Source organism: Streptomyces sp. BBFR2 (assembly GCF_044497305.1).
In the GTDB taxonomy this organism is placed as follows: domain Bacteria; phylum Actinomycetota; class Actinomycetes; order Streptomycetales; family Streptomycetaceae; genus Streptomyces.
Genome location: NZ_CP172415.1, coordinates 3,124,236 through 3,150,051, shown reverse-complemented (window position 1 = coordinate 3,150,051; position 25,816 = coordinate 3,124,236). Strand labels below are relative to the sequence as shown.

The window sequence follows — 25,816 nt, the reverse complement described above, 5'->3', positions numbered from 1 at the left end:
CGCTGCCCGGACGTCGATTCCGGGGCGTGGGGTGAGGCGGGGCCGGGCCGGGGCGGGGCGGGCGCGGGGCGGGCACGGGGATCCGGGACCGGCGACGGTGCGGCCGGACCGGGGTCGTGGCCGGGACTGGGCCCGGATCATGGGTGGGGGACGGGCCCGAGGCCAGGTGTGAGGCCGGGCGGGCCGGGGTCGCGGCCGGGGCCGGCCCGGACCGTGGCTGGGGGACGGGCCCGGGGCCGAGCGTGAGGCCGGGCGGGCGGGGCCCAGGTCCGAGCCCCGGCCGCGGCTAGCCGGTCTTGTCCCCGGGGGCGGCCGAGGGCTTGTCCTCGGGGTGGCGCTTCCAGTCGAAGGACACGTCCTTGGTGTCGAGGTGCATGCCCAGCGGCACCCGCCAGGCGTCCACACAGATCCGGTACGACGCGGTGCGGCGCGCGCCGGGCGGGAGCGGCAGCGGCAGTTTCCGGGTCGAGGTCCGGGTGTCCCAGTCGATGCCGAGGCCGCCGATGATGTGCGTTCCGAACGTGACCGTGCCGACGGTGACCGGTTCCGTACCGGTGTTCAGCAGCGGAAACGTGATCTTCTCGCACCATCGTTCCCCGCCGTCCGCACGCACCGGCTTCCCGATCACCAGCCCCGAGGGCGCCCCCTCGCCGCCGGGGATGGCGGGTGAGGGGACTCCTGGCGCCGACGGCGAACCCGGCGTACCCGGGGACCCCGGCGTGCCGGGCCGCGCGGGCGGCGAGGCGGACGAGCCAGGGGCCCCGCCCGCGCCACCCGTACCCCCGCCCCCAGGCATACCGGGCACCCCCGGCGCGTTGGGCATACCGGGGGCGCCGGAACTTTCAGGTTCCTTCCCTGAATGCTCCGGAATGCCGGAACCAGCTTCTCCGGATGCCGAGTTGGCCGGATCTGGCCCCTCGCCGGAATTCCCGGTTGCGTCCCCGCCGGGTGTGCGGTGCGCCGGCCCGTCGGCTCCGTCCAGCGGAGTCAGCTCGACGCCCTTCCCCGGCGGCGCACCGGTCGCGGCGCTCTCCCCGGCGGAGCCGACGGCCGCGTACCCCGTACCCGCTCCGCTCCCGCACCCCGCGAGCAGCGCGCCGCCCAGGCAGCACACGGCGACCGCGGAGGCGGTACGGGAGGGACGGAAGCGGTGGGGCGTCGGGGCGGGTGCGGGCGGGCGAGCGGTACCGCGAGCGGGGCGCGGGGACGTGTCACGGGCGGGCATCCGGGGTGACTGTCGCATCGGCCCAGTGTTGATGACGGGTCGTCAGATTCCTAGCCCCCGGTGAACGGTCGTCGCCACGGAGCCGCTTCATACCGGACCGGTGGCCTGAAGGCGGTGGCCGGGGGTGCGTGGTGCCGGATGCGGGGCGCCGATATGGGGCCGGAGGACGATCGTGGCGCGGCGGGCACGAGAAGGCGCGCCGCCGGTACGAGAGACGTAACGGGCACGAGAAGGCGAGCGGGCGCGAGAACTGTGCGGGTCTGAGCGCCACGCGGAAGACACGACAGGCGCGCCGGACGGGCCGATGAGCGGGCGAGGAGCCCCGGAGAAGCCGGGGAAACCCTGGAAGCGCGGGAAAGGCGCGGCTCCGAGGCTCCGAGGAGGCCGGAGAGGCGACCGGAGGAGGCTGGAGAGTCGACCGGAAGAGGGCCGGAGAGGCGCCCGGAAGGGAGCCGGAGAGGCGACCGGAAAAGGAGGGTGCGGCCGGCGGGTGCGGATGCCGGGGCCGGTGTCGCTGTTCGCTGTCCGCCGAGTGGTGCGCATCGTGCGACCGGTGGTGCGCGTGGTGCGGGATGGTGCGATGACGTGGGTGGTCAACGACCGCTCGGCGGACCCTTCCTCATTCGGCGATGAGCCCTTCCCGCAGTTGCGCGAGGGTGCGGGTGAGGAGGCGCGAGACGTGCATCTGCGAGATGCCGACCTCTTCGCCGATCTGGGACTGCGTCATGTTGGCGAAGAAGCGCAGCATGATGATCTGGCGCTCCCGCGGCGGCAGCTTGGCCAGCAGCGGCTTGAGGGATTCGCGGTACTCCACGCCCTCCAGCGCGCTGTCCTCGTAGCCCAGGCGGTCCGCGAGGGAGCCCTCGCCGCCGTCGTCCTCCGGGGAGGGGGAGTCGAGCGAGGAGGCGGTGTAGGCGTTGCCGACGGCGAGTCCGTCGACGACGTCCTCCTCCGACACCCCGAGGGCGCGGGCGAGTTCGGGGACGGTCGGCGAGCGGTCGAGTTTCTGCGACAGCTCGTCACTGGTCTTGGTCAGGGCGAGCCGCAGTTCCTGGAGGCGGCGCGGGACCCGTACGGACCAGGAGGTGTCGCGGAAGAACCGCTTGATCTCACCGACGACCGTCGGCATTGCGAACGTCGGGAACTCCACCCCGCGTTCGCAATCGAAACGGTCGATCGCCTTGATCAGACCGATCGTGCCGACCTGGACGATGTCCTCCATCGGCTCGTTGCGGCTGCGGAAACGGGCCGCCGCGTAGCGCACGAGCGGGAGGTTCAGTTCGATCAGGGTGTCGCGGACGTAGGTCCGCTCCGCGCAGTCCTTGTCGAGCGTGGCGAGCCGCAGGAACAGGGAGCGGGAGAGCGTGCGGGTGTTGATGGCGTCGTCGTCGTGCACGGGCGATGCGGGCGCGGGAATCGCGGGAAGCACCTTTGAGCTGTCCAGTTCTACGGACATGCCACCCCCTTGAGGTCGCGGGTCGGGTCGCTGCGGCGTCCCCGGACCGAGGCGGACCGGAGAGTGATACCTCCACCTGAATACCGGAGGCGGCGCCGCGGCAAACGCGGTTCCAGCAGAATGTCACATGTCGGCAACGCGCTGTAGCGTCATGTCGACATATCTGTGCGGGAACGTGTGGTCCGCGTAGCCCCTGCCGGTTAGGCCTCGATCCTGTTTGCGGATCGCAGCCGGGCGAAGCTCCGTGACAGTAGCCGCGAGACGTGCATCTGCGACACCCCCAGCTCCGCGCTGATCTGAGATTGCGTCAAGTTGCTGTAGTAACGCAGCAGCAGGATCCGCTGTTCGCGCTCGGGAAGCTGGACGAGCAAATGCCGGACGAGGTCGCGGTGCTCGACGCCGGCCAGTTCCGGGTCCTCGTAGCCGAGGCGGTCGAGGAGTCCGGGCAGCCCGTCGCCCTCCTGGGCCGCCTCCAGTGAGGTGGCGTGGTACGACCGTCCGGCCTCCAGGCAGGCGAGGACCTCCTCCTCGCCGATCTTGAGGCGGTCGGCGATCTCGGCGGTGGTCGGCGAGCGCCCGTGGAGCACGGTCAGGTCCTCCGTCGCGCCGTTGACCTGCACCCACAGTTCGTGGAGCCGGCGCGGTACGTGGACGGTGCGGACGTTGTCGCGGAAGTACCGCTTGATCTCGCCGACGACGGTGGGCATCGCGAAGGTGGGGAACTGCACGCCGCGGTCCGGATCGAAGCGGTCGATGGCGTTGATCAGGCCGATGGTGCCGACCTGGACGACGTCCTCCATCGGCTCGTTGCGGCTGCGGAACCGTACGGCGGCGTACCGGACGAGCGGGAGGTTGGCCTCGATGAGGGCGGCGCGGACCCGGGTGTGTTCGGGGGTGCCGGCTTCGAGTCCGGCCAGCTCGGCGAAGAGCACCTGCGTGAGTGCCCGGGTGTCCGCGCTCCGGCTCTCGCGGGATGGCGCCCTGGGCGCAGTACGGGCCGTCACGGTCACGCCACCCTTCACAATGCATGTATCCGGCAAAGCGGTCATAGCATCACAAGACATGCGCAGTGTGTGCAAGTACCGCATTACTCCGTGTTGGGTGGCGAGTTGATCCACGTAACGCGGTGCGTCGCCGCCGGTCCGGCGGGCCCGAACGGCGTACGGTCACGCGCGCCGGGCGCCCGCGTGCGCGGGGCCGCGCACGCCGGTACCCGCGCGGGTGGGAGCGGCGGCGGGCCCGGACGCCCGGGGTGGTGCGGCGGCACGGAAAAGCCCCCCGTCCGGCGGGTGCCGGGAAGCGGGGGGCGGGTCGGCGCGTGGGGCGCTCAGAATTCGTAGTCGGCGATCACCCAGGTGGCGAACGCGCGCCACTGGCCGGCGGCCGCCTGGTGGGCCGGGTGGGCGAGGTAGCGGGCGAGGGCGTCCCGGTCGGCGACGGCGGAGTTGATCGCGAAGTCGCGGGCGATGGGGCGGTCCGTGACGTTCCAGCCGCACTCCCAGTGCGTCAGCTCCGGGATCTTGTCGCCCAGCTCCATGAACGCGCGGGCGGCCTCCTGGACGCGCGGCTCGTCCCGGGAGACGCCGTCGTTGAGCTGGAACAGGACCAGATGGCGGATCACGGGGACCTCCGTACGGCGGGCGGTGCGTGGCCGGGCCGGCCGGGGGCGGTCAGCTGACCAGCTGCGTCATGAACTCGCCGACGCCCTGGGCGGCGGACGAGATGCCTTCGAAGCCTATCTGCACCAGGTCGGCGGCCCGCCCGGGGGAGGTGATGATCGTGTACAGGACGAAGACGACCACCGCGTACAACGCGATCTTTTTCGCTTGCGCCATCGGTTCCGTCTCCCCCTCGGCAGTTCTTCCGCACGCTCCCCGGTACGACCGGGCGAGTGTAACCACTTCCCTGTCGGGGACACCGGGCGGAGTGCGGGCCGGGCGCCGGGTCCGCACTCCGCCCGCGCGCGGGGAAGGGGACCAAAGGCCCGTCGGTGGAGGCCCTTTGTCCGGTCCGCCGGGGCGCCTCGCGCGGCAGCATGGAGAGACGCCCGGCGGCCCGGCAGGAGCCGCGGGGCGGGACCGGGTCCCACTGCGGGGCCCACGCCGCGTCCTCCCCCGATCGCGGCGTGGACCCTCGGACCCGGAACGGGGAAGCGGCCCGACACCCCCGACGGGCCGCTTCCCCTCTCTCTTTCTCCTCTTCTCTTCCTCCGCGCCTCCCCTTTCTTCCTCCTGGCCTTCGCACGGACGGATTCCCCGGGCCTTCGCGCGGACGGGCGGCGGGTGTCGTCCGGCGCGGGAGGTCCGGTGCGGGGGCGGGCGCCGGGCGGTACGGTGCGTGCGCGCGGGCGGCCCGAGGGGCGTCGGCGCCGCCGATAATGGCGTACGCCGCGGACGGTCTCCGCGGCACCGCGTCCGACGCACGCCCGAGGGGGAACACACATGGACAAGGACACACACCGGGTACATGCCGGTGAGGCGACGCCCGGCGCCCGGGGAGGCGACTCCGCGCGCCGGGGCGGGGGTTCGCGCCGCGCCGCGGTCCGCCGCCGGCCCGCGATGGTGCTCGCGCTGCTCTTCGGCCTGCTGGCCGCGGCCGCCGCGCCCGCCGCCGCTGCCGCGCCGCGCCCGGCCGCCGCCGTCGCCCCGCACACCGCCGCCGCGGCTCCGGCCGAGGTGAAGTCCGTTGCGGGCGGCACCGGTTCGGCCCGTACGGTCGCCGGCGCCGCGGGCTTCGACGGGGCGGGGCAGGGCACCGCCGTGACCGCGTCGAAGGTCAAGAAGCTCAAGAAGGTGCACCTCGCGCACGGGAAGTCCAAGAAGAAGAAAAAGGGCTTCTTCAAGAAGCTGGGCATCTTCCTGATCGTGCTCTTCGTGATCTTCCTGGTCGTCGTGGTGCTGGTGATCTGGCTGATCGTCCACTTCATCCGCAAGGCGCTGCGCCGCGGCCGGGACTGACCACCGCCGCGCCGCCGCACCGCGTACCGCCCGCCGACCGGAACCGTCCGGTCGGCGGGCGGTCGCGTTTCTCCGTCCGGCGGCGGGCTCCGGCGGGCCGGGCGCGGTGCGGCCGGTGAAGGGCCCGCGCGAGGGCTTGCATGAAAATTCGAAACCCTGCATACTCTTCCTATGTCCAAGGTCCTTACCTCCCTCCCCGTCGGTGAGCGTGTCGGCATCGCCTTCTCGGGCGGCCTCGACACCTCGGTCGCGGTCGCGTGGATGCGCGACAAGGGCGCCGTCCCGTGCACCTACACCGCCGACATCGGCCAGTACGACGAGCCCGACATCGCCTCGGTGCCCGGCCGCGCGCAGACCTACGGGGCCGAGATCGCCCGTCTGGTCGACTGCCGGGCCGCCCTGGTCGAGGAGGGCCTGGCCGCGCTGACCTGCGGCGCGTTCCACATCCGCTCCGGCGGCCGCGCGTACTTCAACACCACGCCGCTGGGCCGCGCCGTCACCGGCACGCTCCTGGTCCGGGCGATGCTGGAGGACGACGTCCAGATCTGGGGCGACGGCTCCACGTACAAGGGCAACGACATCGAGCGGTTCTACCGCTACGGTCTGCTCGCCAACCCCAACCTGCGGATCTACAAGCCGTGGCTGGACGCCGACTTCGTCACGGAGCTGGGCGGCCGCAAGGAGATGTCGGAGTGGCTGGTCGCCCATGACCTGCCCTACCGCGACTCCACCGAGAAGGCGTACTCCACCGACGCCAACATCTGGGGCGCCACCCACGAGGCGAAGACCCTGGAGCACCTGAACGTCTCCCTGGAGACGGTCGAGCCGATCATGGGCGTGAAGTTCTGGGACCCGTCGGTGGAGATCGCCACCGAGGACGTCACCATCGGCTTCGAGCAGGGCCGCCCGGTGACGATCAACGGCAAGGAGTTCGCCTCCGCCGTCGACCTCGTCATGGAGGCCAACGCGATCGGCGGCCGCCACGGCATGGGCATGTCCGACCAGATCGAGAACCGCATCATCGAGGCCAAGAGCCGCGGTATCTACGAGGCGCCCGGCATGGCCCTGCTGCACGCCGCGTACGAGCGCCTGGTCAACGCGATCCACAACGAGGACACCCTCGCCCAGTACCACAACGAGGGCCGCCGCCTGGGCCGGCTGATGTACGAGGGCCGGTGGCTGGACCCGCAGGCCCTGATGGTCCGCGAGTCGCTCCAGCGCTGGGTCGGCGCCGCCGTCACCGGCGAGGTCACCCTGCGGCTGCGGCGCGGTGAGGACTACTCGATCCTCGACACGACCGGCCCGTCCTTCAGCTACCACCCGGACAAGCTGTCCATGGAGCGCACCGAGGACTCCGCGTTCGGCCCCGTCGACCGGATCGGCCAGCTCACCATGCGCAACCTCGACATCGCCGACTCGCGCGCCAAGCTGGAGCAGTACGCCGGTATCGGCCTGATCGGCACCACCACCCCCGCCGTCGGCGCCGCCCAGGCCGCCGCGACCGGCCTGATCGGCTCCATGCCGGAGGGCGGCGCCGAGGCCATCGCCTCCCGCGGCCAGGTCTCCGCCGAGGACGAGGCGCTGGACCGCGCCGCGATGGAATCCGGCACGGACTGACCGCTTCCCGCACCTCGGGCCCCGTGGACTCCGGTCCGCGGGGCCCGTCGCGTGCGCCCGCGGGCCCACCGGCCGCGTACGCCTCCCGCGTCCCCGGTTCCGTACGCCTGCGGGCCCACCGGCCGCGTACGCCCCCGGGCTCCCGCCGTGCCGCGCGGCCGTGCCGCACCGCGCCTACGGGCTGACCGACCGCCAGATCCGTTCCGGGGTCTGCTCGATGGCCGTGTCCAGGTCGATGTCGCCGAGGGTGAGCCAGCGGCGGGCGAGGGCCGTCACCGGGCCCAGGATCAGCGATTCGAGGACGGGCAGCGGGAGCGCGGCCAGTTCGCCCGCCGCCTGCCGTCCTCGCAGCCAGGCGGCGAGCGGGGCCAGGCGTGCCTCCTGCGAGCCGCGGAGCTGGGCGGCGCGCGCCATGCCCTCGCGGTCCACCGGGGCCGAGTGCATGAGCCGGGACGCGTCCGGATGTGTCTGCACGAAGCGCAGGTAGACCCGGACGACCGCGTGGACGCCGGAGCGCGCGTCCGTCACCTTGCCCAGCTCGGCGACGAGTTCCTCCAGGAGCCGCCCCAGCCAGCGCTGTGCCAGCGCGGCCAGGACGCCGGGGAGGCTGCCGAAGTGGTGGTAGACGCTGCCGGCGCTGACGCCGCTGGCGGCGGTGAGCGCGCCCACGGTGAGGCCGGCTTCGCCGTCCGCCGCGTAGATCTCCAGTGCGCGGTCGAGGATCTGCGCGGCGGTCGCCGCGCCGCGTTGCTGCTTCGGACTCATCGCCGCCGCCTCGTTCCCGGTTCGGGCCCTGCGCCCCGGGGCGCCTCGCGGCCAGCATAGAAGAAATTTCTGGAATTTTTTCCGGAAGTTATTCCGGAAAGTCGGCGCGTGCTCCACACTGCGTGTGCGGACGCAGCGCGGCGGGGGGCCCGGCGTCCGCGCCGGGCCCCCCGCCGGGCCGTGTCCGCACGTTCCCGCCCGTCCGCCGGGCGGACGGGCGGGAGCGTACGGACCACCGAGGGCGCCGCGGAAACCCGCGGCGCCCAGGTGGCGTCCCCGCTGATGACACCGCTCCAACGACGACCTCTCCCCGCCACCGGACCGCCGGCGGGGACGACCGGGGGATCACACGGCCATGACCGACGTCCACAACGGCGCGCACGAGGACAGCGAGGACCACGGGAACGGCGGCGCCGGCCCCGACGGCGGCATCACCCCGCTGACCGCCACCGACCCCGCCCGCATCGGCCCCTACCTGCTGCTCGGCAGGCTCGGCGCCGGCGGTATGGGCCGCGTCTACCTCGCGCGTTCCGCCGCGGGCCGGACCGTCGCGGTCAAGGTGGTGCACGAGGAACACGTCGCGGACCCGCAGTTCCGCGCCCGCTTCCGCCGCGAGATCAACGCCGCCCGCCGGGTCGGCGCGCGCTACACCGCCCCCGTGCTGGACGCCGCCCCCGACGCCCCGCAGCCCTGGGTCGCCACCGGCTACGTCCCCGGGCTCTCCCTCGAACAGACCGTCCGCGGCCACGGCGCGCTGCCCGCCGCGTCCGTCCTCGCCCTCGCCGGCGGACTGCTGCGCGCCCTCGACGACATCCACGGCGCCGGGATCGTCCACCGCGACCTCAAGCCGTCCAACGTCATGCTGACCGCCGACGCCCCCAAGGTCATCGACTTCGGTATCGCCCGCGCCGTCGGCACCTCCGTCGAATCCCTGCTGACCAGCACGGGAATGGTGATCGGCTCGCCGGGCTTCATGTCCCCCGAGCAGATCCTCGGCGACGGCGCGGGCCCCGCGAGCGATGTGTTCACCCTCGGCTGCGTCCTGACGTACGCGGCCACCGGCGAGCTGCCGTTCGGCCGCGGTGTCAGCAACCAGCACGCGGTGATGTACCACATCGTCGAGAAGGAGCCCGCGCTCGACGCCGTCCGCGACACCGGGCTGCGCACCCTGATCGGCCGCTGCCTGACCAAGGACGCCGCCGAACGCCCCTCCGTCCCCGAGCTGTTGGCGGAGTACGGGGACGACCCGGGCACGGGCGCGGGGACGGCATGGCTGCCCCCGGAGGTCCTGGGCCGCCTCGCCCGCCAGTCGGCCCGGCTCCTGGACGCGGAGGCGGCACCGGTACGCGAGGCGGCGCCCGGCGGGGAGGTACCCGACGGGGAGACGCCCGGCGGCGAAGCCTCCGGTGGGGGAGCCCCCGGCGGGGGAGCCCCCGGCGCCGCGGCCCCCGACGCCCCGGACCCCGCGGCCCCCGACCGCAAGACCGTCGGCCTCCGCCCGGCGGCACCCGCGGCCCCGGCGACCGTACGGGAACCGGGCCAGGCCCCCGAGGGGAAACCGGCGGGGGAGCCGTCCGGTGACGCGCCCGAGGACGCCACGCCCGTCACCCGGGCGGGCGAGGGCCCCGGCCGGAAGACCGGCAAGAAGGCCGGCAAGCAATCCGGCAAGCAATCCGGTGAGGAAGCCGGCAAGGGCTCCGAGCGGCGGCGGAGGTGGCGGATCTCCGTCCCCGTGGTGCTGGTCCTGGCGGTGGGCGGCGGGACGTTCGCCGCGCTCGCGCCGTACAGCCGCTCCGTCACGCAGCCGCCCGCGGCCGGCGCGCCGCACTCCACCGCCCCGGTGACCCCGGCCGCCCCGTCCGGCGGCACCACGGCCTCCCGCCCGCCCAAGGCGAAGGACGGCGAGGACGACGGCAAGGCGGACGACCCGTCGAAGGGCGCGGACGGCAAGGACGGCCGGGACGGCCACAACGGCCGCGACGCAGAAGGCGGTTCGAACGCCCCGGCGGGCGGTACGGCGACGGGCGGCGGCTCCGGCTCCGGCGGCTCGTCCACCTCCTCCGGCGGCGGCACCTCGGGCGGCTCCGGCTCCTCGGGCGGTTCGGGCGGCGGCTCGACCGGCGGCTCGGGCGGCAGCACCGTCCCCGCGTCCTTCGCCGGCAACTGGACCTACGGCGACACGTACAACTCCGGCCAGCCCGGCACCATCCGCATCTCCCGTTCCGGCACCGTCAGCTACGACAACTTCCCCTACAACAGTTGCCTCTACGAGGGCCGGGTGACCTCCCGGACGAGCAGCCGCATCAACGTCAGCGCCGCCAAGCGCGTCGGCCCCAACCCCGGCTACTGCTACGACAAGCTCGACCCCTCGTACTTCACCCTCAACGGCACCGGCCTCCAGCACAACGTCGGCGCCGCCCACGGCTCCGGCTACTACTACAAGCGGGCGTGAGGCCGGGGGAGCCCGCCCCGGTGCCGAGGGCGGGCTCACCGCGGAGGCCCACCGGAACTCACGGGCCCGTGCCCGCCCGCGGCGTGCATACCGCGCTCGACCCCCGCGCGCCAGATCTCGCCGGTGGTGGTCACCCGCGCGGCCAGCCGGTCGTACGCGTCGAGCGCGTCTTCCAGCCCCGGCGGCGCCCATCTCCGGCGCGGTATGACCTGCGGGTGGCGGCGCCGCCACTCCACCAGCGCCTCGATCGCCTCGTACGACGTGTACCAGCACGCTGCCCGTACCTGGTTCTCCAGGCCCACCGGCAGCCGCAGGGGGAGCTGCTCGGGAAAGCCGCCGTCCGCCGACCCGGGCCACCGCCCGAGGTCGCGCGCCTGCGGCGGACAGGCCGGCCAGGGACGGTCCCAGCCCCGCGCCGCCATCTCGCGGCGTACGCCCAGGGCGGCCAGGGCGTCCAGCGAGTCCAGGAGCCGGCCGTGCTCCCTCATCTCCGCCAGCTCCTGCCGCCACCTGGCGCGAACCGCGGACGCCTCGCGGCGGCTCAGCCCGCTGGTGCTCCACCGCTCGTCGGCCGCCAGCTCGCGCCTCATCTCTCGTTGACGGCGCAACAGTTCCCGCAACTTCGCCCGTGTGCCGTGCGCCAGGCGCACCGTCACGGGGACGCTGCCCGCACCATTCATGACTTCATGACCTGATCACCGAAAACCTGGTTTGCAAATTACGGCCGCCAAATACCGTGCGGCGAAATGGTGTTGTACGAAATGCGGAACATTCCGGGCGGGTGCATTCTGAACGGGAGGTCGGAATCAACCGGCATCCTGCGACTGCCCAGTTGGGCATGGAGGCGAGGATTCAATGACGAAAACCCCCACGGTGCGGGAGCATCAGCTCGCGATTTTCTCCACCGATCAGGCAAGCCGTGAGTGGAACCGGGTGGCCGCCGGAAACTCACAGGTGTCCGACATGCGCAACGCCCTGCTGGGCCGTCTCGGCGTGAGCGCCGATACCGACCTGCCCGAACCGCAGTTCTTCGGCGTCAGCGGAACATTCCACCTGGACGGGCCCGTTCCCGTGCCCGAGGAAGTTGACAATCCGCCCTCCCAAGAGGTGAACACCATCCAGTCCGGCCTGATCGTGCAATCCCGAACCATCGGAGACCGGCAGGTGGCCGAATGCGTGGCCACCACACAGGGACTGCCCGCCGGTGTCAGCCACGACTACGTGTTCACCCTCGACACGACAACAGACAACTTCCTCACCGGCGTCCAGGAACTCACCACTGCGAGCGGTGGGCGGCTGGTGGCCGTAGACGGCTGGTGGGACGCGCTGACCTCGTGTCTCACGTCGTCGGACTGCGGCGGCCAATGCGTCAGCGCCGCCCTGACCTGTCCGCCCGCCACCTGGGCCGTATATCTCGCCTGCCTCGCGGGACGATGCGGTCTGTGCGTCGTGAAGTGTGCTGCCTGTGCCACCTGCGACTGCACCTGGTGGTGCCGGGTCGCTGTCGGCTGCTGCAACAACTGAACCGGGAGAGGGAGTCACGTGAGCACCATTCACTGGCTGGAAGTTCCGGTTCAACCGCAGCCCGGAGAGAACACCTTGCGGGCACCGAAGTACCAGGTGGGAAACGCCGTTCTCGTCCACGGAACGGAGACCGCGTATGTAGGAATTGCGGATCAGCGCATGAGTGAGCAACTCCTCGCCCACCCCGATGTTCGAGAACTGAGCCCGAGCGAAAGAAAACGCATTCAGCCCGTCCCCGGACTTCCTCTTACGTGGGAAAGTCTGGAAAGCCAAATCCCGCATTCGGGGGCACCGCAGGCGCGCCGGCGCGCGGTCGGGCTGGGCGACGCGGTCGCGGCCCTCACCCGCCGTGCGCGGATCCCGGAGTGCGGAAGCTGCGCACGACGGCGCAGCGGGTTGAACAGGATCACGGTCTGGGGCTGGTGGCGGAGCCGGCCGGACCGGCCCCGGCACGGCATCGGCTCGGAAGCCGGATAGCGGAGCCGGGTGTGCGGGCGAGGACGGCCGCGCCCCCGCCCGCGCGTCTGCGCACCGCACGCCCGCACGAGGTGCCCCTCGGCGAGCCGCTGCCCCCGATCGCCCCGGAGGCGCACCCCCAGGTGCCCCGGATCGAGTGAACTCCCCTGATTTTCCCGCTCGTTGAAGCGAAAGTCGCGGTAGACGTGACGGGAGCCCGCGCGGGAGCGGGGTGTGCGTCCGGAGGAAGATGATGCGAGTAATCACGGTGGGTCTGGTGGCGGCGGCAGTGGCGCTGGGGGTGGCGGGCCCCGCGGTCGCGGCCGGTCCGGAGGGCGGTGAGGTGGCGGTCTTCTCCACCGAGGCGCAGCCCCTCGACGTCTACCGCGACCCGGAGGGATGCCACGCCCTCCCCGCCGCGGCCCATGTCCTGGCGAACCTCACGGACCGGCCCGTGAAGGTGTACGGCAACCCGTTCTGCCTGGGCCCGTCGGTGGTGGTCCCCGCCGGGCACGGCACTCACGTACCGGGCGGCGCGGGGTCGTTCTCGTCCTGACACATCCGGTGGCCCGTGCCGCGTCCGTCCCGTACGGGCGGGGCACGGGCCACTCGCGTACGCGCCGCCGGACCGCTATCACGCATCCGTGGCGGGCGGGTACAGCCGTTCGCTCTTGGGGGTGATGCGCCAGGTCATTTCCCCCGCACGGGGAGCGGCGGACTTTATAAAGGGCCCGTTCTGTCGCTCGACTGATGGGCTCTCACCATGTTGAAGGCCGCTCTGCGCGTCCTGACCGCCACGGCTCTCGCCGCCGGCTCCCTCACCTTCACCGCCGCCGCCGACGCGACCACCGCCCCCGCGGCGGCGAAGGCCCCGGCCCCCGACACCGGACCGTGCGGCCCGGTCCACGGCTTCAGCGACTCCGACTGGCTGCGCACCAGCACCGAGCCCGGCATCTTCCCGGCCGTCCGGCACGCCGAGGCCGACGAGCGCTGGCAGTGGCGCGACGACCGCCAGACGCTGTGGCGCGGTGACTCCCGTGAGAACACCCAGCAGATCTTCGACGAGGGTTTCACCCCGCGCGGCGACGCCCTCACGCCGCTGGCCGAGTACATCGTCAAGGGCGGCGGCCAGAACACCGCCCACCTCAGCACCAGTTGCGAGAAGTGGGTCGCCGAGAAGTTCGCCACCTACGGCGCCGGACGGACCGGCTGGGTCTACGAGATCGAGGCCCCCGGCGGCATCGACGTCAACGCCACCGCCCACCTCAACGGCTACGAGTCGCCGTACCTCTGGAACAAGGAGATCGACTTCCCCGGTGGCATCCGCGGCGAGTACATCAAGCGCGCCTGCAAGTACCACCTGCTGAAGACCGACCCCGACACCAAGGTCAACACCTACGAGAACCTCGGCTGCCGCACCAACGAGCACTTCGTCCCGGCCCTGACTCCGGCGGCCTGACGCCCTCGGGGATGCCTTCCGGCCCGGGTCCGCACGGCGGGCCCGGGCCGCTTCCGTGCCTGGTCAAGGCGGCAGTGCCCGCCCGGCTCCGCGTACTCCGGCGGACCGGGAACCGGCGGCGGGATCCGAACCGGGAGCCGACGACGGGATCCGGACCGGAAACCGGCGGCGGGCGACCGGACTCCGCCTCCCGCCGGTGAACCCGCCCCCCCCGCGGACCGGTCGAATCCGCCCCGGCTCAGTCCGCCGCGGTGGCCGCGGGCCGGTCGGCGGGGGTGTCGCGGATGCCCAGGCGCAGGTGCTCGACGTGGTAGAGGGCCTGGTCGAGGAGTTCGGCGACGTGGTCGTCGTAGAGGGCGTAGACGATGGAGCGGCCGTGGCGTTCGCCGGTGACCAGGCCGAGGTTGCGCAGCAGCCGGAGCTGGTGGGAGCAGGCGGAGGGCTCCATGCCGACGGCGTCGGCGAGGTCGCCGACCGCGCACGGCCCCTCCTGGAGCCGGGCCAGGATGCGCAGCCGCGAAGGGGTGGCGAGGGCCTGGAGGGTGGCGGCGACATCGGCGGTGCCGACCGCGTCGAGACGTTCGCGGGTGCTGGCGCTGGTGGTGGCGGTGCGTCCGTGGCCCATGGCGTCCATCATAACGACGACACCTGAAGACCTGTTCATATATTCCTGTACGGTGGAGGGGTCGCCCTGTCCTGCCCGAGAAGGGTCCCTCCGCCATGCCCTCTGCCCTGGACCAGCGGTCCGCACCACCCGCCGACAGCCCGCGCCCGGCCCCGCCACGGCGCCGCACCCGCGTCCTGGCCCTGCCGGAGTCCCGCTGGGCGCTCGCCGCTCTGGTGCTGTTCCTGCTCGCCCTCCCCGTCCACCTGCTGGACGGCCCGGCGTGGCTGCGGGCGGTCCTGTTCGCCGCGGTCTACGTCACCGGCGGCTGGGAACCGGGCTGGGAGGGCCTGAAGGCGCTGAAGGACCGGACGCTCGACGTGGACCTGCTGATGGTCGTCGCCGCCCTCGGCGCCGCCGCGATCGGCCAGGCCCTCGACGGCGCCCTGCTGATCGTCATCTTCGCCACCTCCGGCGCCCTGGAAGCCGTCGCCACCGCCCGCACCGCCGACTCCGTACGCGGCCTGCTCGACCTCGCCCCCGCGACCGCCACCCGCCTCCTGCCGGACGGCACCGAGGAGCGCGTCGACGCCGCGCGGCTGGCGCCCGGGGACCTCGTCCTCGTCCGGCCCGGCGAACGGATCGGCGCCGACGGCCGGGTCACCGACGGCGCGAGCGACGTGGACCAGGCGACCATCACCGGCGAGCCCCTGCCGGTCACCAAGCGGACCGGCGACGAGGTCTTCGCGGGCACCGTCAACGGCACCGGCGCCCTGCGCGTCCGCGTCGAGCGGGACCCGTCCGACTCGGTCATCGCCCGGATCGTGCGGATGGTCGAGGAAGCCTCCTCGACCAAGGCCCCCACCCAGCTCTTCATCGAGAAGATCGAACAGCGCTACTCGATCGGCATGGTCCTCGCGACCCTCGCCGTCTTCGCCGTCCCGCTCGCCCTCGGCGTGAGCCTGACCTCGGCGCTGCTCCGGGCCATGACCTTCATGATCGTCGCCTCGCCGTGCGCGGTGGTCCTCTCCACCATGCCGCCGCTGCTCTCCGCCCTCGCCAACGCCGGCCGCCGCGGCGTACTCGCCAAGTCCGCCGTCGTCATGGAACGCCTCGGGCAGACCGACACCGTCGCCCTCGACAAGACCGGCACCCTCACCGAAGGCACCCCCCGCCTCACCGACCTGCGCCCCCTGCCCGGCAGCGGTCTGGACGGTGCCGCGCTCCTGAAGCTGGCCGCCTCCGCCGAGCACCCCAGCGAGCACCCCCTCGCCCGCGCCCTCGTCACCGCGGCCCGCGAACGCGGCCTGCCCCTGGCCGCCGCCACCGGCTTCACCTCGGCCCCGGGCCAGGGCGTCACCGCCACCGTCCAAGGCCACACCGTCACCGTCGGCTCGCCCGCCCACCTCCCGGCCGCTCCGGCCCACGCCCCGCACCACGCGGCGGTGGCCGGACCGGAGGACGCCCCGCACCACGCGGTGGTGGCCGCGCTGGAGGACGCCGGACACACCGCCGTCGTCGTCCTGCGTGACGGCGCCCCGGTCGGCGTCCTGGGGATCGCCGACCGCCTGCGCCCCGACGCGGCGGCCACCGTCGCCGCCCTCACCCGGCTCACCGGTACCGCCCCCACGCTGCTGACCGGCGACAACGAACGCGCCGCCCGGCGCCTGGCCGCCGAGGTCGGCATCACCGACGTCCGCGCCGGCCTGCTGCCCCAGGACAAGGTGGCCGCCGTCGAGGAGTGGCAGGCCCACGGCCGACGGGTGCTGGTCGTCGGCGACGGCATCAACGACGCCCCCGCCCTCGCCGCCGCCCACACCGGCATCGCGATGGGCAAAGCCGGCTCCGACCTCACCCTGGAAACCGCCGACGCCGTAGTCGTACGCGACGAACTCGCCACCATCCCCGCAGCCGTCCAACTCTCCCGCACCGCCCGCCGCCTGGTACTCCAGAACCTCCTCATCGCCGCCACCTTCATCACCGCCCTGACCGCCTGGGACCTCCTCGCCACCCTCCCCCTCCCCCTGGGCGTGGCCGGTCACGAAGGCTCCACCGTCCTCGTCGCCCTCAACGGCCTGCGACTGCTGCGGGAGAGGGCGTGGCCCGGGGTGGCGGACGGCACGGCGTGAGTGAGCGGCGCCGCATGCGGAGCCGCTGCCGGCGGTGTGCCTGGCGCGGACGGAACAGTGTCGGCCTCGACTGAGATCAGACGAATGCTGGCGAAGGAATTCAACGACGATCACGCCTTATTCGTCCCAATGCGCGTACTGGTGGTGAACTGGTTGCTCTCTTCGGCCTGGCTTCCTTGTGGTGACCAGCAGCTCGCTGACCCGATCACGGTCACCCCTGCTCTGCGTGAACTCCTGATGGGCCCGGCGCCAGCGCCTCGGCGATGGCCTGGCCGGTTTCGCGGGCGGAGAGATAGGGACGGACGTCGTGCGCTGCGGCGCCGTTATGGACGGAGAGGTCGCTGATGCGGCCGCCGAATCTCGGTGCGAGGGTCTTCACCAAACAGACCGCGTCGCCCTCGTCGAAGATGTTGGTCCACCGTGTCACGGGAGCCGGCCAGCGAGCATTCCCATGTATCGGCCGGGGCAGGAGCCGATCGAAGATCAGGTTACGAACGGCCAGTGGAGACCCAAGGGTCACCAACGTCAGATCGTGCCAGTACGGGTGAGCACAGAGGGCCTCATAGGCCACGACGGTGCCGAGCGAGTGGGCAACGATCACCCGGGTTTCCGGTGTTACCTGGGCGACCAGTCGGTGTTGGGCCGCGGCGCGAATCCCAGGGTCGGTGAAGTAACTGCGCACCTGCCTGGCACTGAAGATCAGCATGCGCTCGCTGAGCCCTGCGAAGAACGCCGAGTGGCTGAGCGCGTCCAGGGCGCGCTGCACCATGTTCGGCGTACGCAACCGGGCCGGCGCATCCGGGCGCGGTACCGCCGGATCCCGCGTGGCCGTGAATTTCCACCACTCCCACAGCAGTTCGCTTTCGATGTCGCCCTGGATATCGGTGGCGTCCAGATCAGGAATTCCGATCCCTCGGTGTCCAGCAGGCCGGAAGAGGTCGCCGTAAAAGGCCATGGAGACTTCACTCGGCGCGATGCGCTTACCCGATGCCAGGCCCACACCGTCGCTGAGCGCCGGGTACCAGTCGGCGGACAGTGTCTCCGCGCCCTTGAACTGCTGGGCTATGCCGTGAACCAGGACGATTCGGGTCACAGGAATTCCTGCCCATCCGCTCTGCCATTGTGGTTCAGCCGCAGCGCAACCAATCCCATCTCGGTCGCGACGCAGACTCTTCCGTCGTTGACCGCGAGGCCTTTGATCGAACTGCCGATATCGAGTTCGGCGGTCCACGTCGCGGAGACTGTGTTCCAGATCCGCATCAGACCGTAGCGGTCTGCGGCCACCAGGACGGGGGAGCCGTCCATATCGGCCACCCGGATCGCCTGGACCGCTGACGGAAAGGGTTCCAGTTCCACGCCGATGTCGGACCCCTCGGCCAGATCCCGGAAGCACAGATGCCCGTTGCCCGCCCCGGAGATCACAACGGGGTGGTCCAACCGAGCGATTTCCAGGCCGTACGCACCCATCTCGTGGCCTCCCCACGGTTCATGGAACGGTGTGCCGGTGGACAGATCCCACAGGCGCACGGTGCCATCCTGTGAGGCACTCGCGGCCAGCGGAATGCCCCCGACAGTCTCCGTCCGCACCGTCATCACAAGGGCGGTGTGCCCCCTCATCGGAGAGCACACAGGGGCCAGGGTGTGCAGATCCCAGGCATGGAGGGTGTAGTCCTCCCCGACCGATACGGCCACTGCCCGCTCGCCCACGGTGTGTACACAGGCGCGCCACGAGGTGCCGGAAAACCTGCCGAGCAATTTTCGGGATTCCAGATGCCATACCTCCGCTCCTCCTCGGCTGCTGCGCACCACGACTCCGCCATCCGGAAGCGTGGCGGCCGTGAGGTCGGTGGTGTAGTTGCTGGAGGACGTCAGATGGGCCGCGACTTGGCGCCCGTCGTCCAGGGCATGGGTGCGCACAGTGCCGTCTTTGCCACCCGTGACAACGACGGCCCGGTTGGCCCCGGTCCGGACGATGCCGACCGACACCAGGTTCTGTTCCGCGCCGCTCAGCGGTTCGCCAATGGGGCGCATGGCGGCCAGGTCCCAGACCCGGGCCTCTCGCGAGTCCGCGGTCACCGCGACGGGCACTCCGTTGAGCGTGCCGAACACCGGGGCCGCGCGTCTGATGCTCGGCCCCAGGGTGAGGGAACCCTCCAGCGGTGCCCCCAAGGGAGCGCCGGTCTCCACATTCCACAGCCGAATGGTGTTGTCGAGGGCCATGGAAGCAATGACGGCGTCACGGCCAACCCGGCCCAGCGCGGCCACGGTCACCCACTCGGTGTGCCCGCGGTACGGCCCGCCCACGTCCGCGTGGGTCACCACATCGTGTAGGTGGATGTTGTTACCGTCCAGCACCGTGAGGACGACTGGTCGGCTCTCGTGGAAGGCAACGCCCACGGCAAGCGTGGAGGGGGTGAGGTCCTCGACGTTGAAGTGCGCATACGGCCCGGTCGGGAACGGCTCCCGGTGGCTGCTGATCTGCCAGACGTAAGCGTGATTGAGGAACGTGCTCAGGACGATCTCCATGCCCTGGCCCGACCGCCGGACGGCGAGATGCCGGACACCGCCGATGTGGCCCACCAGAGGGCGACCGATCGGTTCCCCGGACGCCGCGTTCCAGATGCGCACCGTGCCGTCTTCGCCGCCGCTCACGATTACCGTTGCGCTGTCCAGCGTGCCGAAGGCAAGGCAGTGCACCGCGTTCGTATGCCCCTCGAGGGGTGCCCCCGGTGAGGTGTCACGGAACGGGTCCCACAGCTGGACGGTGGTGTCGGACCCCGCTGTCGCCACGACAGTGCGTCCGTTGGATTCCCCGAAGGCCACCGCGAGTACCTGCCCCGAGTGGCCCTCCATCGGGCCGCACAGTTGCCGATGATCGCGCAGGTCCCACAGCCGGGCTGTGCCGTCCTCCCCACCGGTGACCACCATGGGGCAGCCCCGGACCTCGGCGAACGCCACCGAAGACACCGGCCGGGCGTGCCCCTCTTCGGGCTGGTCCGCGGTGAGATCCCAGATGCGCGCCGTGCGGTCCCTGCTGACGGTGACTGCCAGAGCTGCGTCCGTCCGGTTGGTGAGTGCGGCGGCCGTGATGTCCTCGACGTGTCCGCGGAGCGGGGGGCCGAGCTGTTGAAGTGTCCGCAGATCCCACAGCCGGGACTCGCGGCGGCCGCTGGTCAGCGCGACGGGGCGGCCCTTGAAGTCGCCGATCACCGCTGAGGTGACACCACTTCTCACCCAGTAGACGTGCGCCATGACCGGTTCACCGATCTGCCGGCGCGCTTCCAGATCCCACCGGGTGAGCATGCCGTTGCCGTCACCGACCAGCGCTACGGAACGGTCGTCCAGCCGCGCCAGGCAGACCGCCGTAACCGCTCCGGCGGGCCCCGTCAACGGGCTGCCGTCCTGGCGCGCGTCCCCGCCGGTCAACAGCTCGCTCAGATCCCAGACACGGACGGTTTTGTCATCTCCGCCGGTGACAGCGATGGGGAGCCCGTCCAGCTCGCCCAGATCGGCATCCCGGACAGTGCTTTTGTGTGCACTGAGATCCCCACCGAGCTGACGTCGACTCACCAGGTCCCAGATCCGTGCGGTCCCGTCCGTGCTGGTGCTGAGCACCACGGGCCGTTCCTCGATAGCGCCGATCACCAAGCTCTCGACCTGGTTGGTGTGGCCGCTCAGTGGCTCGCCGTACTCCTGACCCGCGGAGAGGTCCCAGACCCGGATGATGCCATCCTGTCCGCCCGTCAGAGCGACGGTGTAGTCACCGAGGTCGCCGATGACGATGGCGCTCACCGCGACCTTGACCTCCAGTGGGTCCCCGATCTGCCGCTGCGACGTCAGGTCCCACACCAGAGCTGTCCCGTCGATGCTTCCGGTCACCGCGATGGGACGGCCGTCCAGGTCGCCGACGGCCACACAGCCGATCGTCTTGGCATGGCCGCTCAGCAGTCGGTGCACTCCGCTCGCCGACCACCACGCCCAACTTGCGGACCAGGGAAGCGAAACACCCAGCCCTTCGATTCGGTCCGCGAGGCGGTCGGCCTCGCAACGGCGTGCGGAGAGCTGGAGATCCGCCGCCCGTTCCCCCAGTGGGCGGTCGGCCGTCAGACGGTGCGCGACCTGTTCATACGCACCGCGAATGCGCCGCGGCTCCTCCCCTTCGATCGAGGCGAAGGCCCGCAGCAGGGCAAGTGGTTCACCGGCGAGCAAGAACCCGGGGTCTTCGATGAGACCGTCCAGCGCACCGGCCGCCGCCGCATGTGTGGCCAGGTGTTGGCCGACGTAGGGAACAGCGGCGAACCAGTCGAGCGCTCCGTCCGGCGTGACGGGCACGAGCGAGCGGAGCGCGATGACGACCGCCTGCTGGATGTCCTCCGGTGGGCGGTCTGCCGTCGCGCGCAGATGCTCGGCGAGGGCCTTGTGATAGAGCCGGTAGGCCGAGCGCCGGTCGTCATCGATGACCTCGGCGATATACGCCTCGGCGACGTCCAACACCCAGGAGACGTCCTCTTCTGTGCAAGGCACACCGGAAAGCACCGAACTCAGAGCGGTCCAGACCCTGCCTCGTGGCAGTCCCCTGCCCTCTGAGAACGCGAGGGCCAGCAACATCCGGCGTACCCGTGCCTCGTCCGGTCCGAATCGCGCCAGATAGTCGTCGAATGCCTCTCCCACTTCGCTCGGCAGCTTCTGTGCCCAGTCCGGACGTGCCACGTCGACGACGGTCCGGTCCGACCGCAGAGTGCGTGCGGTGGTTCTGGCGTAGAGGTAAACGCCCGCCGCTTTCTCCGCGACGCTCGCGGCAACTGTCCCGGCCAGGTCGGGGCAGTCCCGGTACGGCGTGCACACCTCGGGCTCCTCTGTGGCAAGCAGAACCCGGGTGACGTACCTGGCGACATCCTGTTCCTCGGCACGGTATGCGGGCAGGTCCAGATCGATGCAGGTGAAGGTGGGGCCGAGCGGTGCGACGAGTTCGTGCCGGGTACCGACCAGGAGCCGCACCCCCTGGATCTCCGCCATGGGGCGAAGGAGTTCACGGGTGATGCGGCGAGGTTCGCCGTGGCCTCCGGCGTCGGCAGCGGTGTCCGATCCGGCCTCGTCCACCGCGTCGACCACGATGATCAGCGGCGGCACCTGCCTGCCACGCCGGGTGAGTTCCTGAAGCAGCGCGGCCGCGCCGTCCGCCTTCGTACCGAGGGCGAGAGCGATGCGCTCCACCACTTCTTCGAGCCGCTTGTGCCGTGCGTGCACGGCAGCCGCCACACAGCCCTCGGGAATGACCGTCTCCGGATCCGCGCCGGACAGTCCGAGTCTGGGGCGGTAACGGCCGTCCGACAACGCGACGATCCGGCCGAGGACCGCCGACTTTCCACACCCCGGGCTGCCGGTGACGACGCGCCCCTTACCGTCGCTTTCATCCGAGGTCAGCCATGCCACCAGCTCGGACAGCACGCTGCGGCGTCCACTGAAGTACAGTCCCTGCTCGGATTCGAACTCCACCCCGCGTGACCGGGGGCCGAAGTGTTCGGTGAGGTCCCGGTCCGCGACCCTGCGCTGGATTTCGAGGTCGGTACCGACCGGCGGCAATTCTTCCCGGTACCCGGCGTTAGGGAGAAACGGTGCAAGCCCGGTGACGAGCCCGCTGGCCAACTCGGCGCGCTGTGATCTGCCGTCGGCCTCGAAGCGCTCGTTGACCGCCTTCACCAACTCGGTGAGGTCGAGAAACTGCTGGCGCTGGCCCGTACGATCGGTCGTTGTACCAACTGCCTCGTCCAGAGCAGCCACGAAGGCACCGTCCTCGGCGATGTCCTTGCGTCGGGCAGAGGCAAGGAACCACAGTCCAGAGGAGGCACCGCCTCGCACATTGCGGTAGGCGATGGATTGGAGGGCGACGGCCGATGCCTCGGCACTGCCCGCGCCGCCTGCGCAGGTGTCGAGAATCAGCAGGAGGTGCCGCAGGCCTCCCCGGCAGAGGATGCGCAGCAGGTCCTCCGTCGCCAGGGCAGTGGTGGCGAGATCCTCGTCCTGCGAATCCCAGCAGAGGAGATAGTGCCGGTCCCGCTGCTCCACCGCACCATGGCCCGCGAAGTACACGACGACCACATCATCAGCGGTCAGTGCTACGTCTGCCGACCAGTGACGTAACTTCTGCCGGATCTGCTCGGCACCGTCGTACTCACCCAGTCCGGGCAGCACCGTCTGGTAGCCGAATCTGCCGAACAATTGTGAGACCGCGTGGATATCACCAGGTACGGACCCCAGCTGCTCGTCCTCGGGGAGATTGCGGTACCGACCGCTGCCCAAAGCAATGAAGAAACTCCGCCCCACCCGACCACCCCACCGCCATGTGCCGTAGCTCAGGCGACTCTATCGATGAGCCTGGCCGCGGGGTGGACTTTGCGCACAATCACCGAGCCGCGAGGCCGCCGTCCGCCCGCTCCGCCGCCTGGGAACGCCGCTGTTCGCCTCTGCTGCGCGATCGCCCCGAGGCTAGAAGGCGCATGGGGCCCGCGTTCGGTTCTGTGCAGCGATCGCAGCCCCCTTCCGTTGATCGCCCTGGCCGGTCAAGCCGCAGCAGCTGCTTTCCGCGGCGAGCTCGGCCTTGTCCGTGCTGCCCGCCACTGACGGAGCGGCCGTTCACCGCCGAGGAGGCCGAGACGGGTGCGCGGATGTTCAAGGCGCTCGGCGATCCGGTGCGGTTGCGGCCGTTCACCGCGGTGGCCTCGCACGAGGGCGGCGAGGCGTGCGTCTGCGACGCCGACATCTCCGATGCCGCCGTGTCCCAGCCGCTCGTTCCCCCTCACCTGAAAACGCCCAAGGCAAGGAAACCGGACTGCTGGCTTCCGAGCGGCGCGGCACCTGGGTCTGCTCCCGCATCGAGTCGTCAAGCCGTCGAACCATCGAGCCGTCGGTCCTTGCGGCCGGAAGCCCGCTGGGCCCCCGGCCGCCAGGTGGCGCGCTCACACGGCGGACCGCCCCCGAGGGGCGATCTCCTCGATCAGCCCCTCGACCAGCTTCCTGATCTCGTCGCGGATGGGGTGGACGGCCTCCACGCCCTGGCCTGCCGGGTCATCGAGCCGCCAGTCCAGGTAGCGCTTGCCGGGGAAGACGGGGCAGGCGTCCCCGCAGCCCATGGTGATGCAGACGTCCGATTCCCGGACGGCGTCGACGGTGAGGAGCTTCGGCCTCTGGGCGGAGATGTCGATCCCGGCCTCGCGCATCGCCTCGACGGCGGCGGGATTGACGGCATCACCGGGGGCGGAGCCCGCCGAGCGGACCTCGATACGGTCGCCGGCCAGGTGGCTCAGCCACGCGGCGGCCATCTGCGAGCGACCGGCGTTGTGGACGCAGACGAACAGCACGGACGGCTTGCCGGACATCACGGTCCCTCCCTCTCGTCCTGTTCGGGGCGGACGCCCGTCGCATCAGCACCCAGCGGCATCAGCACCCAGTGGTATCAGTTGCCAGTGATGTGAGAATATCAGCGCATGATGACGTCAGTCGACACTGATCTGATCCGGGTGCTCTCCGACCCGCTCAGGCTGCGGATCGTGAACCTGCTCGCCCACGAGACCCTGTGCACCACACACCTGGTCGAGGAGACCGGGGCACGGCAGACCAACCTCTCCAACCACCTCAAGGTGCTGCGCGAGGCCGGGGTCGTCGAGACGGAGCCGTGCGGACGCTTCACCTACTACCGGCTTCGGCCCGACGTCATCGCGCGCCTGGCCGGCCAGTTCTCCGACCTCGCCGAAACCGCCCGCACGACCGCCGAGACCGGCCGGAAGCGAGCCTGCTGATGAAGACGACGGACGCACCCGGCGCGACGACCGCGGAGACCGGCGCGCAGGCGTCGATCGTCGCGAAGCTCTCCACCCTCGACCGCTACCTCGCCGTATGGATCCTGCTGGCCATGATCGTCGGCCTGGGCCTGGGACGCGCGATCCCCGGCATGGGCGACGCGCTGGCGAAGGTCGAGATCGGCGGGATCTCCCTGCCGATCGCGATCGGGCTGCTGGTGATGATGTATCCGGTCCTGGCCAAGGTCCGCTACGACCGCCTCGACACCGTCACCGGCGACAAGAAGCTGATGGTCTCCTCCCTGGTGATCAACTGGCTCATCGGCCCGGCCGTGATGTTCGCCCTCGCCTGGATCTTCCTGCCCGACCTGCCCGAGTACCGCACCGGCCTGATCATCGTCGGCCTGGCCCGCTGCATCGCCATGGTCATCATCTGGAACGACCTGGCCTGCGGCGACCGCGAGGCCGCCGCCGTCCTCGTCGCGTTGAACTCCGTCTTCCAGGTCATCGCCTTCGGCCTGCTCGGCTGGTTCTACCTCGACCTGCTCCCCCGGTGGCTGGGACTCGGCGACGGACAGGGCCTCGACGTGTCCGTCTGGCACATCGCCCTGAACGTGATCGTCTTCCTCGGCGTCCCGCTGGTGGCCGGATTCCTCACCCGCCGCCTCGGCGAGAAGAAGCTCGGCCGCACCCGGTACGAGGCCGGTTTCCTGCCGAAGACCGGCCCCTGGGCCCTGTACGGCCTCCTCTTCACGATCGTCATCCTCTTCGCCCTCCAGGGAAAGACGATCACCTCGCAGCCGGTCGACGTCATCCGCATCGCCCTGCCCTTGCTGGCGTACTTCGCCGTGATGTTCTTCGGCACCTTCCTCCTCGGCAAGGGCCTGGGGATGGCCTACGACCGCACCGCGACACTCGCCTTCACCGCCGCGGGCAACAACTTCGAACTCGCCATCGCCGTCGCCATCGCCACCTTCGGCGCCACCTCCGGCCAGGCCCTCTCCGGCGTCGTCGGCCCGCTCATCGAGGTCCCGGTCCTCATCGGACTCGTCTACGTGGCCCTGGCCTGGCGCCGCAGGTTCGCCCCGGCAGCCGTGACGACGGAGGCGAAGGAGGGCTGAGCCGTGGACGTTGCCCCGACCGCGAGGGCAGGGGAGTGTTCTTCTCCTCGGCTGCGCACTCCGACAGGCCCCGACACGCCTTCACCGGTAACGGGATGAACGGATGCGTCCGCCCTGCCCTCGCGGGCGCGCGGAACGTCGAGCCCGTCTCGGCGGGCACCGTGGACGGCGGTCCCACGGAGGGCTGCGCCGAAAACCCTTGCCCGCAGGGAAGTTGACGAAAGCTGCGGCCCCGTCAGGAGCCGTGTGCGGCGA

21 protein-coding genes and 1 pseudogene are annotated in these 25,816 nt (G+C 71.3%); 11 read left to right on the top strand and 11 right to left on the bottom strand.

What is annotated here, in order from left to right:
• Positions 1-286 precede the first annotated feature (286 nt).
• The 5 genes from ACGH2B_RS12235 to ACGH2B_RS12215 all read right to left on the bottom strand — a co-directional run bounded on the left by ACGH2B_RS12235 (position 287) and on the right by ACGH2B_RS12215 (position 4,516).
• Positions 287-628 carry a hypothetical protein gene (locus ACGH2B_RS12235; protein WP_399087933.1) on the bottom strand — a complete coding sequence of 114 codons (342 nt, stop codon included), beginning with the start codon at positions 626-628 and terminating at the stop codon, positions 287-289.
• Positions 629-1,844: 1,216 nt separating this feature from the next.
• On the bottom strand, positions 1,845-2,681 hold the full coding sequence (locus ACGH2B_RS12230; protein WP_399087931.1) for an RNA polymerase sigma factor SigF: 837 nt from the start codon (positions 2,679-2,681) through the stop codon (positions 1,845-1,847).
• 200 nt (positions 2,682-2,881) lie between these two features.
• Positions 2,882-3,691, bottom strand: a complete 810-nt coding sequence (locus tag ACGH2B_RS12225) for an RNA polymerase sigma factor SigF (RefSeq protein ID WP_399087929.1) — start codon at positions 3,689-3,691, stop codon at positions 2,882-2,884.
• Positions 3,692-4,008: 317 nt separating this feature from the next.
• The gene (locus ACGH2B_RS12220) at positions 4,009-4,302 is read right to left on the bottom strand and encodes a Dabb family protein (RefSeq protein ID WP_399087927.1); all 294 of its coding nucleotides are present in this window, start codon (positions 4,300-4,302) and stop codon (positions 4,009-4,011) included.
• Between the two features lie 49 nt (positions 4,303-4,351).
• Positions 4,352-4,516: a hypothetical protein gene (locus tag ACGH2B_RS12215; protein ID WP_399087925.1), complete on the bottom strand. Its 165-nt coding sequence runs from the start codon at positions 4,514-4,516 to the stop codon at positions 4,352-4,354.
• Between the two features lie 606 nt (positions 4,517-5,122).
• On the opposite strand from ACGH2B_RS12215, the gene ACGH2B_RS12210 reads away from it, so the two are divergent.
• Together ACGH2B_RS12210 and argG are read left to right on the top strand one after the other, a co-directional pair.
• Positions 5,123-5,638 (top strand): hypothetical protein, encoded by a 516-nt coding sequence (locus ACGH2B_RS12210; RefSeq protein WP_399087921.1) that lies wholly within the window; start codon positions 5,123-5,125, stop codon positions 5,636-5,638.
• 171 nt (positions 5,639-5,809) lie between these two features.
• On the top strand, positions 5,810-7,255 hold the full coding sequence (gene argG, locus ACGH2B_RS12205; RefSeq protein ID WP_399087919.1) for an argininosuccinate synthase: 1,446 nt from the start codon (positions 5,810-5,812) through the stop codon (positions 7,253-7,255).
• 174 nt (positions 7,256-7,429) lie between these two features.
• Here the strand turns inward: argG and ACGH2B_RS12200 are convergent, their stop codons facing one another.
• Positions 7,430-8,020, bottom strand: a complete 591-nt coding sequence (locus ACGH2B_RS12200; protein WP_399087917.1) for a TetR/AcrR family transcriptional regulator — start codon at positions 8,018-8,020, stop codon at positions 7,430-7,432.
• Between the two features lie 355 nt (positions 8,021-8,375).
• Between ACGH2B_RS12200 and ACGH2B_RS12195 the strand changes: the two genes are divergently transcribed.
• Entirely contained in the window at positions 8,376-10,472 is a 2,097-nt protein-coding gene (locus ACGH2B_RS12195) for a serine/threonine-protein kinase (protein WP_399087915.1), read from the top strand.
• 35 nt (positions 10,473-10,507) lie between these two features.
• On the opposite strand, the gene ACGH2B_RS12190 is transcribed toward ACGH2B_RS12195, so the two are convergent.
• Complete coding sequence (locus ACGH2B_RS12190) at positions 10,508-11,062, bottom strand: hypothetical protein (protein WP_399087913.1); 555 nt, start codon at positions 11,060-11,062, stop codon at positions 10,508-10,510.
• Between the two features lie 265 nt (positions 11,063-11,327).
• Here ACGH2B_RS12190 and ACGH2B_RS12185 point away from each other — a divergent pair, with 265 nt between their 5' ends.
• The 4 genes from ACGH2B_RS12185 to ACGH2B_RS12170 all read left to right on the top strand — a co-directional run bounded on the left by ACGH2B_RS12185 (position 11,328) and on the right by ACGH2B_RS12170 (position 13,911).
• The gene (locus ACGH2B_RS12185) at positions 11,328-11,996 is read left to right on the top strand and encodes a hypothetical protein (RefSeq protein WP_399087911.1); all 669 of its coding nucleotides are present in this window, start codon (positions 11,328-11,330) and stop codon (positions 11,994-11,996) included.
• Positions 11,997-12,484: 488 nt separating this feature from the next.
• Positions 12,485-12,613 (top strand): hypothetical protein, encoded by a 129-nt coding sequence (locus tag ACGH2B_RS12180; protein WP_399087909.1) that lies wholly within the window; start codon positions 12,485-12,487, stop codon positions 12,611-12,613.
• Positions 12,614-12,702: 89 nt separating this feature from the next.
• Complete coding sequence (locus tag ACGH2B_RS12175; RefSeq protein ID WP_399087907.1) at positions 12,703-13,008, top strand: hypothetical protein; 306 nt, start codon at positions 12,703-12,705, stop codon at positions 13,006-13,008.
• 207 nt (positions 13,009-13,215) lie between these two features.
• The gene (locus tag ACGH2B_RS12170) at positions 13,216-13,911 is read left to right on the top strand and encodes a hypothetical protein (RefSeq protein ID WP_399087905.1); all 696 of its coding nucleotides are present in this window, start codon (positions 13,216-13,218) and stop codon (positions 13,909-13,911) included.
• A 238-nt stretch (positions 13,912-14,149) separates the two neighbouring features.
• On the opposite strand, the gene ACGH2B_RS12165 is transcribed toward ACGH2B_RS12170, so the two are convergent.
• Positions 14,150-14,536: an ArsR/SmtB family transcription factor gene (locus ACGH2B_RS12165; RefSeq protein WP_399087903.1), complete on the bottom strand. Its 387-nt coding sequence runs from the start codon at positions 14,534-14,536 to the stop codon at positions 14,150-14,152.
• 95 nt (positions 14,537-14,631) lie between these two features.
• On the opposite strand from ACGH2B_RS12165, the gene ACGH2B_RS12160 reads away from it, so the two are divergent.
• On the top strand, positions 14,632-16,644 hold the full coding sequence (locus ACGH2B_RS12160) for a heavy metal translocating P-type ATPase (protein WP_399087901.1): 2,013 nt from the start codon (positions 14,632-14,634) through the stop codon (positions 16,642-16,644).
• A gap of 211 nt (positions 16,645-16,855) precedes the next feature.
• On the opposite strand, the gene ACGH2B_RS12155 is transcribed toward ACGH2B_RS12160, so the two are convergent.
• On the bottom strand, positions 16,856-17,737 hold the full coding sequence (locus ACGH2B_RS12155) for a hypothetical protein (protein WP_399087899.1): 882 nt from the start codon (positions 17,735-17,737) through the stop codon (positions 16,856-16,858).
• Positions 17,734-22,968 carry a caspase family protein gene (locus tag ACGH2B_RS12150; protein WP_399087897.1) on the bottom strand — a complete coding sequence of 1,745 codons (5,235 nt, stop codon included), beginning with the start codon at positions 22,966-22,968 and terminating at the stop codon, positions 17,734-17,736. The genes ACGH2B_RS12155 and ACGH2B_RS12150 overlap by 4 nt, the downstream gene beginning before the upstream one ends.
• A 293-nt stretch (positions 22,969-23,261) precedes the next feature.
• On the opposite strand from ACGH2B_RS12150, the pseudogene ACGH2B_RS12145 reads away from it, so the two are divergent.
• Positions 23,262-23,662: pseudogene (locus tag ACGH2B_RS12145) on the top strand (ArsR/SmtB family transcription factor).
• Here ACGH2B_RS12145 and ACGH2B_RS12140 read toward each other — a convergent pair.
• Positions 23,601-24,020, bottom strand: a complete 420-nt coding sequence (locus ACGH2B_RS12140; protein ID WP_399087895.1) for an arsenate reductase ArsC — start codon at positions 24,018-24,020, stop codon at positions 23,601-23,603. The pseudogene ACGH2B_RS12145 and the gene ACGH2B_RS12140 sit on opposite strands and share 62 nt — an antisense overlap.
• A 108-nt stretch (positions 24,021-24,128) precedes the next feature.
• Here ACGH2B_RS12140 and ACGH2B_RS12135 point away from each other — a divergent pair, with 108 nt between their 5' ends.
• On the top strand, positions 24,129-24,440 hold the full coding sequence (locus ACGH2B_RS12135; protein WP_399087893.1) for an ArsR/SmtB family transcription factor: 312 nt from the start codon (positions 24,129-24,131) through the stop codon (positions 24,438-24,440).
• Positions 24,440-25,561: an ACR3 family arsenite efflux transporter gene (gene arsB / locus ACGH2B_RS12130; RefSeq protein WP_399087891.1), complete on the top strand. Its 1,122-nt coding sequence runs from the start codon at positions 24,440-24,442 to the stop codon at positions 25,559-25,561. Before ACGH2B_RS12135 ends, arsB begins: the two co-directional genes overlap by 1 nt.
• The last annotated feature ends 255 nt before the right edge of the window (positions 25,562-25,816 follow it).

Excerpts from the sequence above, each read along its gene's own strand:
- ACGH2B_RS12230 (WP_399087931.1), bottom strand. The coding sequence starts at position 2,681 with ATGTCCGTAGAACTGGACAGCTCAAAGGTGCTTCCCGCGATTCCCGCG.
- ACGH2B_RS12215 (WP_399087925.1), bottom strand. The coding sequence starts at position 4,516 with ATGGCGCAAGCGAAAAAGATCGCGTTGTACGCGGTGGTCGTCTTCGTC.
- ACGH2B_RS12210 (WP_399087921.1), top strand. The coding sequence starts at position 5,123 with ATGGACAAGGACACACACCGGGTACATGCCGGTGAGGCGACGCCCGGC.
- argG (WP_399087919.1), top strand. The coding sequence starts at position 5,810 with ATGTCCAAGGTCCTTACCTCCCTCCCCGTCGGTGAGCGTGTCGGCATC.
- ACGH2B_RS12200 (WP_399087917.1), bottom strand. The coding sequence starts at position 8,020 with ATGAGTCCGAAGCAGCAACGCGGCGCGGCGACCGCCGCGCAGATCCTC.
- ACGH2B_RS12195 (WP_399087915.1), top strand. The coding sequence starts at position 8,376 with ATGACCGACGTCCACAACGGCGCGCACGAGGACAGCGAGGACCACGGG.
- ACGH2B_RS12190 (WP_399087913.1), bottom strand. The coding sequence starts at position 11,062 with ATGAGGCGCGAGCTGGCGGCCGACGAGCGGTGGAGCACCAGCGGGCTG.
- ACGH2B_RS12185 (WP_399087911.1), top strand. The coding sequence starts at position 11,328 with ATGACGAAAACCCCCACGGTGCGGGAGCATCAGCTCGCGATTTTCTCC.
- ACGH2B_RS12175 (WP_399087907.1), top strand. The coding sequence starts at position 12,703 with ATGATGCGAGTAATCACGGTGGGTCTGGTGGCGGCGGCAGTGGCGCTG.
- ACGH2B_RS12170 (WP_399087905.1), top strand. The coding sequence starts at position 13,216 with ATGTTGAAGGCCGCTCTGCGCGTCCTGACCGCCACGGCTCTCGCCGCC.
- ACGH2B_RS12165 (WP_399087903.1), bottom strand. The coding sequence starts at position 14,536 with ATGGGCCACGGACGCACCGCCACCACCAGCGCCAGCACCCGCGAACGT.
- ACGH2B_RS12160 (WP_399087901.1), top strand. The coding sequence starts at position 14,632 with ATGCCCTCTGCCCTGGACCAGCGGTCCGCACCACCCGCCGACAGCCCG.
- ACGH2B_RS12140 (WP_399087895.1), bottom strand. The coding sequence starts at position 24,020 with ATGTCCGGCAAGCCGTCCGTGCTGTTCGTCTGCGTCCACAACGCCGGT.
- ACGH2B_RS12135 (WP_399087893.1), top strand. The coding sequence starts at position 24,129 with ATGATGACGTCAGTCGACACTGATCTGATCCGGGTGCTCTCCGACCCG.
- arsB (WP_399087891.1), top strand. The coding sequence starts at position 24,440 with ATGAAGACGACGGACGCACCCGGCGCGACGACCGCGGAGACCGGCGCG.